Origin of the sequence: Acidovorax sp. NPDC077693 (assembly GCF_044542805.1) — a bacterium.
Lineage (GTDB): Bacteria > Pseudomonadota > Gammaproteobacteria > Burkholderiales > Burkholderiaceae_C > Acidovorax.
The window spans coordinates 277,644-288,378 of the sequence record NZ_JBITVD010000009.1 but is presented as its reverse complement, the minus strand read 5'-3'; the positions used below and the strand labels follow the sequence as shown (position 1 = coordinate 288,378).

Genomic DNA, 10,735 nt, shown 5'->3' with positions numbered 1-10,735 from the left:
AGCCTTCATCACCAACCAACCTCCTGAACTTCAACATCTCCTGCAATCTGCAGCAGCCGTCTCAGTAGCGAAGCCCTCGACTATAGCACCGTTTTGGAGGTCATCGCAAGACTCATGAAGAATTTGCACCATCGGCGTGATTTTCCAAGGGCCATGCCGGCAATGCTTCTAATGGAGGCGTCGAGCAGTCCCTGGGGGGCGCAATGCGCCGGGAGGTCTCCAGCAGAGGCTCCGCAAGGCCAGGACCGCACGCCCGCAACACGGGACGAAGTGACGCAATGCGCCCTCCACCGATAATCGTGCCCCTATGGCACTTATCACCCTACTCGACGCCCAACTTGCTTTTGGGCACGTCGCACTGCTGGATCACGCCGGCTTTTCTCTCGAAACGGCGGAGCGCGTCGGTCTCATCGGCCGCAATGGCGCAGGCAAGTCTTCCATGTTGAAGATTCTGGGTGGCATGGCCAAACCAGACGATGGCTCGCTGCAAGTGCAGCAAGGTGTGCGCATTGCGTTCGTGGCGCAGGAGCCCTCGCTAGACCCGTCCGCCACCATCTTCAAGGCGGCCTCCGAAGGGCTGCAGCGTGTCATTGCGATCCGGGACCAGTACCTTTCAGGCGCCGAAGGGCTGGACCTGGATGCCCTGCAGTCCGAGATCGAGGCCTACGATGCCTGGAACTGGGAGCAACGCGTGGAAGAAACGCTGCAACGCCTGCACCTGGACCCGGACGCCGTGGTTGGCACGCTGTCCGGCGGTACCAAGAAGCGGGTGGCCCTGGCGCAAGCCTTGGTGGCGCGCCCTGATGTGTTGCTGCTGGACGAACCTACCAACCACCTGGACCTGGATTCGATCGAGTGGCTGGAAGAACTGCTGATCGACTTCCCCGGCAGCGTGGTCACGATCACCCACGACCGCTCGTTCCTGGACCGTGTGGCGACGCGCATCGTGGAACTGGACCGGGGGCAACTGCGTTCCTATCCCGGCAATTTCGCGCAGTACCTGCTGCAGAAGGAAGAGCAATTGGCCCAGGAGGCGGTCATTGCCGCCAAGGCCGACAAGCTGCTGGCACAGGAAGAAGTCTGGATCCGCAGAGGGGTGGAAGCGCGGCGCACACGCAGCCAGAGCCGCATCAGCCGGCTGGAACAATTGCGCTCCAAGCGGGAAGCCCGCCGGGATGTCGTGGGCAGCGTGCGGATGGACGTTGCTTCAGGCGGCTCCAACGGCTACCAAGGGAAGATCGTTGCCGAACTCACGGATGTGAGCAAGTCGTTCGGCGAACGGGCCATCGTGCGGGGCTTCACGGGCACCATCCTGCGGGGCGACAAGGTGGGCCTGATCGGCCCGAACGGCGCTGGCAAGACGACCTTGCTCAAGTTGATCCTCGGTGAATTGCAGCCCGACAAGGGCACCATCCGCCAGGGTGCCAACCTGCAGGTCGCCTACTTTGACCAGATGCGGCACGCCATCAACCTGGACGCGACGCTGGAGGATTTCATCAGCCCTGGCAGTGAATGGATCGAGATCGGCAACCAGCGCAAGCACGTGAAGAGCTACCTGAGCGACTTCCTGTTCTCTCCTGCGCGCGCCCACTCGCCCGTGCGTTCACTGTCTGGCGGGGAGCGCAACCGCCTCCTGCTGGCGCGGCTGTTCGCACGCCCCGCCAATGTGCTGGTGCTCGACGAGCCGACCAACGACCTGGACATTGACACCCTGGACCTGCTGGAAGAGCTGCTGGAGAACTACGACGGCACCGTGTTCCTGGTCAGCCACGACAGAACCTTCCTGGACAACGTCGTCACCAGCACCATTGCCTTTGAAGGTGACGGCCTCTGGCGCGAATACGAGGGCGGGGTTCAGGACTGGCTGCTGCAATCCAAACGCAGCCGCGCGTTGAACGCTTCCGCAGCGGCGTCGGCGGCCACAGCCGCCAAGGCCGACAGCGAAAGTCCCGACAAGAATCCGGCCCAGCGCGCTTCCGGCGAGCCTGCGGCAGCACCCAGGAAGAAGCTCAGCTACAAGGAGCAGCGCGAGCTCGAACAGCTGCCTGCCCGCATCGCTGCGCTGGAAGAAGAACAAAAGACGCTGCAGGACGGACTGGCAGATGGGCGCCTGTACAGCACGGACCCTGCCCGCGCTGCGGCCATGGGCGTGCGGTCGGGCGAGATCGACGATGAACTGATGGAAGCGCTGGAGCGCTGGACGGCTTTGTCCGCGTGATGCATGTCCGGGGGCTCTCGGAGCGGCGCAGTGCCCCAAGAACTGCGCCAGGGCTCCGCAGGCGGCGCCCCGGCCATCGCTCAGATGCGGTGGTGCAGCCGGTCGGTCGCCCCGCGCAGGCGGCTGATCAATGCGGGCGCGATCTGCCCCAGCGGCAGCACCTCGTCCGCGGCGCCGTGGGCAATGGCCTCGCGCGGCATGCCGAACACGATGCAGGTCGCTTCGTCCTGCACATAGTTGTAGCTGCCCGCGTCTTTCATCTCCCGCATGGCGGCGGCGCCGTCGTTGCCCATGCCGGTGAGCATGATGCCGAACGCATTGCGCCCCACCACCGCGGCGGCAGACTTGAACAACACCTCGACCGAAGGCTTGTGCCGGTTCACCGGCGGGCCGTCGTCCACCACCGCCACATAGTTGGCTCCACTGCGCGCGACATGGAACTGTGTCCCGCCGGGCGCAATGTAGGCATGGCCAGGCAGGATGCGCTCGCCGTTGACCGCCTCTTTCACCGTGATCTGGCACAGGCCGTTCAGGCGCGCGGCAAAGCTCGTGGTGAAACCCGGCGGCATGTGCTGCGTGATCACGATCGCCGGGGAGTCGGCGGGCATGTGCACCAGCACTTCCTTGATCGCCTCGGTACCGCCGGTCGACGCGCCGATGCAGATCAGCTTCTCGGTCGACAACCGGCCCAGCAGGGCCGATGACGACGACGGCGGCGCCACGGCACTGCCGGCATGGCCCGGCACCGCGGCCTCCCGGGCCGGGGCCCGGCGCACCTGTGCGACCGCTGCGACGCGGATCTTCTCCACAATCAACGACGCCAGATCATTGAGCCCGCTGGCCAGGCCGACACGCGGCTTGGCCACGAAGTCGACGGCGCCCAGTTCCAGCGCCTTCATCGTCACCTCGGCACCGCGCTCGGTCAGCGTCGAGATCATCACGACCGGCATCGGGCGCAGCCGCATCAGGCGGCCGAGAAAATCGATGCCGTCCATGCGGGGCATCTCGACGTCCAGCGTGATGACATCGGGATTGAGCTCGCGGATCATCTCGCGTGCGATCAAGGGGTCATTCGCGGTGCCGATGCACTCCATGTCCCGCTGCCGGTTGATGATCTCGGACAGCAGACTCCGGACCAGTGCCGAATCGTCCACCACGATCACCCGGATTTTCCTGCTCATTCACTCACGCTTTCTTTAAAACAGATCCACAGAGCCGCCGGAAGTGGTCTTGGCCACGTTGGCGGCATTGCCCTTGACTTCCTGGGCCACCAGAGCCTCCGGATGGGCATGTGCCAGTCGCTTGACCATGGCTTTCCCGGTCACGGGAAAGAAGACCACCTTGCGCGGGTAGATGTCCAGCACGTCTTCGGAGACGATGGGAATGCGCTCGGTGTGCAGATAATTCAGAACAAAATTGGTGTTGCGCTCGCCCACGTTCATCGTGGTGAAGTTGTGCATGACCTGCGCGCCACCGAAGATCTTGGCCTGCATGGTCTCCCGCCGGGCACCCTGCTTCATCATCTCGTTGATGAGCAGTTCCATGGCGTACGAGCCATAGCGACCCGATGCATCCGCCACATCGCCGTCGGGCAGCATGAAGTGGTTCATGCCGCCGATGCGCGCACGGCTGTCCCACAGGCAGGCGGCGATGCACGAGCCCAGGACCGTCATGATGACCATGTTTTCGTCGGCAACGAAGTACTCTCCGGGCAGGACCTTGACCGCGTTGTGCTGGAAGTGGTGGTCCAGATAGAAGAACGAGGCCTCGCCCGGCTTGCGCGAACGTGCCTTGAGGTCCTGGAGCGACGACTCCCGGGCGGGTGCATTTCCGGCTGAATAGATGTCCGCGCTCAGCGGTGCAATGCGCGGTGCGCGCCGCCGCTCCGCCGAGCCGCCCGCGGCGGCTGCCAGAGAGGGGGATGATCCTGCTTGAATGTTGGTCATGGTGCTAGGTGCGGTGCGACAACATGGACAGGTCAACGGCGCTCGTACACCGTCTTGCCACGCAGCGTAAACAGGTCTCGGGACTCACTGAAGTTCTCCGCGTGGCCCACGAACAGCATGCCGCCGGGCTTGAGCACCCGGTGGATTCTCTCCAGCACGCGCCGCTGCGTGGGTGCATCAAAGTAGATCATGACGTTGCGGCAGAAGACCACGTCGAATGGTTCCTTGAACGGCCAGTCGTCGCGGATCAGATTCACACTCATGAAGTCGATGGCGCGGCGCAGCTCGGGCTTGGCCCGCACCATGCCCGTGTTGCCGGCCTTGCCGCGAAGAAAGAACTTCTGCAGGCGCTCCGGGCTCAGGCCCTTGAGGCCGTCCAGCCGGTACACGCCCTGCGCCGCGGTCGCCAGCACCCGCGAATCGATGTCGCTGGCCGTGAGCTTGAACGAACCATTGGCCCCCAGCGCTTCGAAAGCGGTCATGACGATGGAATACGGCTCCTCACCCGTGGAGGCGGCATTGCACCAGACGCGCCAGTTGGTGCCCGGCTTGCCTCGCAGATGCGAGGCAAAGATTTCGAAATGGTGCTGCTCGCGAAAAAAGGCCGTGAGGTTGGTGGTGAGCGCATTGATGAATTCCTGCCATTCAGGCCCATCGTGCGTCTCCAGCCAACCCAGGTAGTCGTGAAAACTCGAGTGGCCGGTGTCCCGCAGACGGCGGGACAGGCGGCTGTACACCATCGCGTGCTTACCGTCGTGCAGGCTGATGCCGGCGCGCTGGTAGATCAGGGCTTGCACCCGGGCAAAATCGGCATTGGTCCAGACGAACTCCCGCCCTTGCGCCAAAGGCCCCGATGGCGCGGCGGCCATGGCGGGCTCCGCCCGGGACGCTGGGGATCGGGCTGAAGCTGATGCGCTGATGGGTTGGGCCATATTGATCATCCGACGGGAAGTTCTGTTCACTCCAAGAGATCTACAAGCCACAGTGGCGAGCCGGCACCGGGCCGGCATCGCCAGTCCATGCCGGTATGCCTTATTCGTTGGCGGCCACCAGCCCCATGTCCAGGCCGGACATGAGTTTCTCGATGTCCAGCAGGATCAGCATGCGCTCGCCGACCGAGCCCAGACCCAGGATGCAGCTGGCGTCGATCGCGCTCTCGATGTCGGGTGCGGAACGGATGCTTTCAGGCGTCAGCTCCATCACGTCGCTCACGGAGTCCACCACGATCCCGACCACGCGGTTGCGCAGATTCAGGATGATGACCACGGTGAAGCTGTTGTAGTCGGCCTGCGCGCAATTGAACTTGATGCGCATGTCCACGATGGGCACGATGGTGCCGCGCAGGTTGACCACGCCCTTGATGAAGCTGGGCGCGTTCGCAATCCGCGTCGGCGGCTCGTAGCCACGGATTTCCTGCACTTTGAGGATGTCGATGCCGTACTCTTCCTGATCGAGACGGAACGTGAGGTATTCCCGCGTACCGGTTGGCACCGCTTCTGCTGTCTTTCCAATCACACTCATGGTGCACACTCCTTTTTAAGCCGCGCCGCCCGCTGCGGGCTGGCGCGCTCGAATCGCTTGAAACTAGTGGCGCGCCCTGCGCACCAGACCGCCTGTATCCAGAATCAGGGCCACCGTGCCATCGCCCAGAATGGTCGCGCCAGACACGTTGGGCACCTTGCGGTAGTTCGATTCCAGGTTCTTGACCACCACCTGGTGCTGGCCCAGAAGCTCATCCACCAGCAAGGCCACACGGCTGCCATCGGCCTCCACCACCACCATGATGTTGCTGGACTTGTTGGGATCGAAACGCGGCACCTGGAAGATCTTCTCCAGCGCGATCACCGGCATGTACTCGTCGCGCACCTTCACCAGCTGGGAGCCTTGGGCCACGGTGCTCACATCGTCCGCGTTGACCTGGAAGGACTCGACCACCGACGACAGCGGCAGGATGTAGACCTCGTCGCTCACCCCGACCGACATGCCGTCCATGATGGCCAGCGTCAGCGGCAGGCGAACGGAAACCTTCATGCCGTAGCCTTCGGCGGAATCGATCTCGACCGAACCGTTCAAGGCGGCGATATTGCGCTTGACCACGTCCATGCCGACACCGCGGCCGGACACGTCGGTGACCTCGTCGGCCGTGGAGAAGCCCGGCGCGAAGATCAGCTGCCATACCTCGGCATCGCTCATCTGCTCGGACACGTCCAGGCCGCGCTCCTGCGCCTTCTTCAGGATCTTCTCGCGCGACAGCCCGCGCCCGTCGTCGCGCACCTCGATCACGATGGAGCCGCCCTGGTGGGAGGCCGACAAGGTGATGGTTCCGTGCTCCGACTTGCCCTTGGCCAGGCGGTCCGCCGGCATTTCGATGCCGTGGTCGCAGCTGTTGCGCACCAGGTGGGTCAGCGGATCGGTGATCTTCTCCACCAGGCCCTTATCCAGTTCGGTCGCTTCACCCAGCGTGACCAACTCCACCTTCTTGCCCAGCTTGTTGGCCAGGTCGCGCAGCATGCGCGGGAACCGGCTGAACACGATGGACATGGGGATCATGCGGATCGACATGACCGATTCCTGCAGATCGCGCGTGTTGCGGTCCAGATCGGCCAGGCCTGCCAGCAACTGCTGGTAGGCACCCGCATCCAGGCCACGGCTGTTCTGGGCCAGCATGGCCTGCGTGATCACCAGCTCGCCCACCAGGTTGATGAGCTGGTCGACCTTCTTGACGTCCACGCGGATGGTGGTGGACTCCATTTGCGCCTGCATGGCAGCCTTGGGCTCGGCGGCCTTGGGCGCAGCAGCCTTGGCGGGCACGGGTGCCTGCGCCGCGGCCTGGGGGGCGTCCGAAGGTGCGCCGGGCGCGTCGTTGAAGAAACCGTAGGGGGCCTCTGCGCCCGATCCATCCACAGCCACCAGGACTTCTTCGTCATCTGCCGCGGGCTGCGCGCTGTCCGGCGCGGCCGCATCACGGATGACCACCTGCTCCTTCGAGACATGGAATGCGAACAGGTCCAGCAGGTCGTCGTTGGTGGAGGTGGTCTCCACGGCGAACAGACGGGTGTTCGGCTGGGCCGTTTCGAGGTCCTGGATGGCGCCGAGCCCTGGAATATCGCGGAACAGTTCCTTGATGGCGTCCGCCTGCTGCAGACGCTCCAGCGGGCCGATCTGGATTTCGAGCTTGCGCGCCTGCCCTGCCACCGCAGGCGTGGCCGGCTTGGGTGCAGGCGCCGGAGCCACGGCGGCCGGTGCGGGCGCGGGTGGCGGCGGGGGGGGTGGCGGTGCCGCAGCGGCGGGAGCGTCGCCAGGCACCTGCCCTGCGGCCAGGTCGCTGATCCGGCGCACCAGCGATGCGGTGGACACCGCCTCGCCCTGCCCACCCGCCTGATGGCGGGCCAGCAGGCTGCGCGAGGCGTCGGCAGATTCGAGCAGCACGTCCACCATCTGCGGGATCGGCTGCAATTCGTGGCGGCGCAGCCGGTCCAGCAGCGACTCCATCTGGTGCGTCAGTTCCGCCACATCGGAAAAACCGAAGGTGGCAGAGCCACCCTTGATCGAGTGGGCGCAACGGAAGATGCCGTTGAGTTCCTCGTCATTGGCATTGACCAGATCCAGGTTGAGGAGCATGTGCTCCATCTGGTCCAGGTTCTCCCCGGCCTCTTCAAAGAAGATCTGATAGAACTGGCTCAGGTCGAAGTCAGCGCCCCCGCCCGATCCTTCTTGGTAGGTATCCGCCATCGTAGGCTCCTGCTGTGTACTGGGTGATCCGGGCCGGGTCGGCTCAGCGGATCACTTTCTGGATGACTTCGATCAGGCGATTGGGATCAAAGGGCTTGACCAGCCAGCCCGTCGCACCCGCAGTGCGCCCTGCCTGTTTCATCTGGTCGCTGGACTCGGTGGTCAGGATCAGAATGGGAATGGTCTTGAATTTCGGGTTTTCGCGCAGTTTGCGGGTCAGGCCAATGCCATCGAGCCGCGGCATGTTCTGGTCGGCCAGCACGAGATCGATGTCGTGGCTCTCGGCCTTTTCCAGGGCATCCTGCCCATCCACCGCCTCCACAACGTGATAGCCGGCACCTGTCAGGGTGAACGACACCATTTTCCGCATGGAGGGTGAATCATCTACGGCAAGGATCGATTGCATGTATGGCTCCAACTGACTTGAATATATAGGTTAACCAGCGGTGTAAAGGTCAGAACAGGTCCACCGAACCTGCATCCATCTCGCTCTGCGTGACCGGGTTCGGACGGTCCGGCGCCATTTCGGCAAAGGGCGCCGCTTCCTCTCCGTCCTCATGGCCCATGGCCTCCGAGGCCAGCCGGAAAGCGCATCCTTGGAGCACCTTGGTGGTGTGCCAGATCAATTGGGACGCCATGTCCTGGAACTGAAGCTCGGTCACTGCATTGCGCAACGCAGCCCGCGCCGCCACCAGTTCCGGTGAATGGGCCACGGTCTCATCGGTCAGCACGGCATTGGCCTCGCCAAAGCGCTCCATGAGGTTGTCGGTGGCATGGCTCAGCAGTCCCTCCAGCCGGTGGAGGTCATGCATGACGACCAGCAAGGAGTCTTGCAACTCCGCCGCCACCATGACGGGAACCTGGACAGCAGGTCCTCCAGAGGTTGTTAGCGTAGATTGCATCGTTTCTCCATCGCAGCACGCAGCAGCACAGCACGCAAAAAACACAGGACTACGATACACGTACAGCAGCCAAAACCGGTGCACGCACCGCGGCGTTATCGTCCCATTGGACGCGTACGCTGAAACCGCCCCAACCGGACAAACACCCTTGTTTGTTCCAATTTGTATCCTATGATAGCGCCCCTATGGTCACCATAGCATCAGACCAGACCCTGAACATCCTGCATCTTGAAGATTCACTGACGGATCACGACCTCACGGCCAGGATCTTGCGGCGCTCCGGTCTCCAATGCCACCTCCAGAGGGTAGATACGCTCCCCGAGTTTCAAAAGGCCACCGATCAGCAGCCTTTTGACATCATCCTGGCAGATTACCGCCTGCCCGGGTTCACCGCACTGGACGCCTGGTCGCATGTGGCGCAAAAGCCGCAACACCCCCCCTTTGTGCTGCTGTCGGGTGCCATTGGCGAAGCCGCTGCGGTCGATGCCATGCGCCTGGGCATTGCCGATTACCTGCTCAAAGACGATCTGCAGCGCCTGCCCCATGTGATTGCGCGGGCGCTGGAAGTGCACGAAGCACGCCGGGCCCGCGAACAGGCGGTCGCGGACCTGGCCGCCTCCGAACGCCGCCTGGCGGACCTCACCGAGCACCTGCAACTGTCGATCGAGCAGGAGCGGGCCTCCATCGCCCGCGAGATCCACGACGACATCGGCGGCGCACTGACAGCCGTGCGCTTTGATGTGGCGTGGATCGGACGCCACAGCGCCGATCCGGCCATGCAGGAGCACGCCGCATCGGCGGCCGACATGCTGCAGCACGCCATCGGGGCCAGCCAGCGCATCATGATGAATTTGCGCCCTCCGATCCTCGAGCAAGGCTTGGTGGCCGCGGTGCAGTGGCTGGCCGACGGTTTCGAGCGCCGCACGGGCGTCCCCGCCCGGGTGGTCAGCAGCAGCGACACTCTGCACACCACGCCCGAGATCCAGCTGGTGGCCTACCGCACCGCGCAAGAGGCCCTGACCAACATTTCCAAACACGCCCACCCCCGCAAGGTCCACATCGAGCTGTCGGACAGGGAGGAGGTGCTCACCCTCGAAGTCACCGACGACGGGCGCGGCATCGATGCGCAGATGCGCGACAAGCCCAAGGCCTTCGGCCTCAAGGGCCTGCACGAGCGTGCGCGCACCGTGGGCGGGTGGCTCGATATCAGCAGCCGGCCGGGCCATGGAACGTCCGTGATCCTGTCCGTACCGCTAACATCACAGGCCATACCACCCGATTCTGGAGATGCTCAGTGATTCATGTGGTCCTGTGTGATGACCATGCCGTGCTGCGGCGCGGGATTCGCGACACACTGGCCGACGCGCCCGACATCGAGGTCACTGGTGAGGCCGGGGGCTACTCCGAGCTCAGGGACGTGCTGCGCACGGCCACCTGCGATGTGCTGCTGCTGGACTTGAACATGCCGGGCCGCAGCGGCCTGGAGGTGCTCACCAGCCTGCGCGAAACCCACTCGGCCATCAAGGTTCTGGTGGTGTCGATGTACCCCGAGGACCAGTACGCGCTGCGCTGCCTGAAAGCGGGGGCGCAAGGCTATGCCAACAAGGCGGGCGATCCGGTCGAGTTGATCGCCGCCGTGCGCACCGTCATGCAGGGCCGCAAGTACCTCACGGCAGAGGTGGCCCAGATGCTGGCGGACAGCCTGGCGCAGCCGACGCCCGAGCTGCCCCACACCACGCTGTCCGAACGCGAGTTGCAGACCCTGGTCAAGATCGCGTCCGGCAGGCGCCTTTCGGACATTGCCGAAGAGCTGATGCTGAGCCCCAAGACCGTGAGCGTCTACCGCTCTCGCGTGCTCGAAAAACTCAAGCTCTCCAACAACGCGGAGCTGACGGTCTACGCCATCCGCAACGGACTGGTGTAGCGCGCCCGGCGCC

General features: G+C 64.0%; 10 protein-coding genes. 3 read left to right on the top strand and 7 right to left on the bottom strand.

The window, feature by feature from the left end:
* Positions 1 to 307: 307 nt before the first annotated feature.
* Positions 308 to 2,218, top strand: coding sequence for an ATP-binding cassette domain-containing protein (locus tag ACIGHN_RS15120; protein WP_396505015.1), 1,911 nt, complete (start codon positions 308 to 310; stop codon positions 2,216 to 2,218).
* Positions 2,219 to 2,298: 80 nt separating this feature from the next.
* On the opposite strand, the gene ACIGHN_RS15115 is transcribed toward ACIGHN_RS15120, so the two are convergent.
* The 7 genes from ACIGHN_RS15115 to ACIGHN_RS15085 form a co-directional block, all read right to left on the bottom strand.
* Positions 2,299 to 3,399: a chemotaxis response regulator protein-glutamate methylesterase gene (locus ACIGHN_RS15115; RefSeq protein WP_056419970.1), complete on the bottom strand. Its 1,101-nt coding sequence runs from the start codon at positions 3,397 to 3,399 to the stop codon at positions 2,299 to 2,301.
* A gap of 15 nt (positions 3,400 to 3,414) precedes the next feature.
* The gene (cheD, locus tag ACIGHN_RS15110) at positions 3,415 to 4,164 is read right to left on the bottom strand and encodes a chemoreceptor glutamine deamidase CheD (protein ID WP_056419974.1); all 750 of its coding nucleotides are present in this window, start codon (positions 4,162 to 4,164) and stop codon (positions 3,415 to 3,417) included.
* Between the two features lie 32 nt (positions 4,165 to 4,196).
* The gene (locus ACIGHN_RS15105; RefSeq protein ID WP_396505014.1) at positions 4,197 to 5,033 is read right to left on the bottom strand and encodes a CheR family methyltransferase; all 837 of its coding nucleotides are present in this window, start codon (positions 5,031 to 5,033) and stop codon (positions 4,197 to 4,199) included.
* Positions 5,034 to 5,196: 163 nt separating this feature from the next.
* Positions 5,197 to 5,685, bottom strand: coding sequence for a chemotaxis protein CheW (locus ACIGHN_RS15100; RefSeq protein ID WP_056419977.1), 489 nt, complete (start codon positions 5,683 to 5,685; stop codon positions 5,197 to 5,199).
* A 63-nt stretch (positions 5,686 to 5,748) separates the two neighbouring features.
* Positions 5,749 to 7,896: a chemotaxis protein CheW gene (locus ACIGHN_RS15095; protein WP_396505013.1), complete on the bottom strand. Its 2,148-nt coding sequence runs from the start codon at positions 7,894 to 7,896 to the stop codon at positions 5,749 to 5,751.
* A gap of 43 nt (positions 7,897 to 7,939) precedes the next feature.
* Positions 7,940 to 8,302, bottom strand: coding sequence for a response regulator (locus tag ACIGHN_RS15090; RefSeq protein WP_056173069.1), 363 nt, complete (start codon positions 8,300 to 8,302; stop codon positions 7,940 to 7,942).
* 49 nt (positions 8,303 to 8,351) lie between these two features.
* Complete coding sequence (locus ACIGHN_RS15085; RefSeq protein WP_056172971.1) at positions 8,352 to 8,798, bottom strand: hypothetical protein; 447 nt, start codon at positions 8,796 to 8,798, stop codon at positions 8,352 to 8,354.
* 185 nt (positions 8,799 to 8,983) lie between these two features.
* Between ACIGHN_RS15085 and ACIGHN_RS15080 the strand changes: the two genes are divergently transcribed.
* A complete protein-coding gene (locus ACIGHN_RS15080) occupies positions 8,984 to 10,096 on the top strand; it encodes an ATP-binding protein (protein ID WP_396505012.1) in 1,113 nt (370 codons plus the stop codon).
* Positions 10,093 to 10,722 (top strand): response regulator transcription factor, encoded by a 630-nt coding sequence (locus ACIGHN_RS15075; protein ID WP_056172965.1) that lies wholly within the window; start codon positions 10,093 to 10,095, stop codon positions 10,720 to 10,722. The genes ACIGHN_RS15080 and ACIGHN_RS15075 overlap by 4 nt, the downstream gene beginning before the upstream one ends.
* Positions 10,723 to 10,735 lie beyond the last annotated feature (13 nt).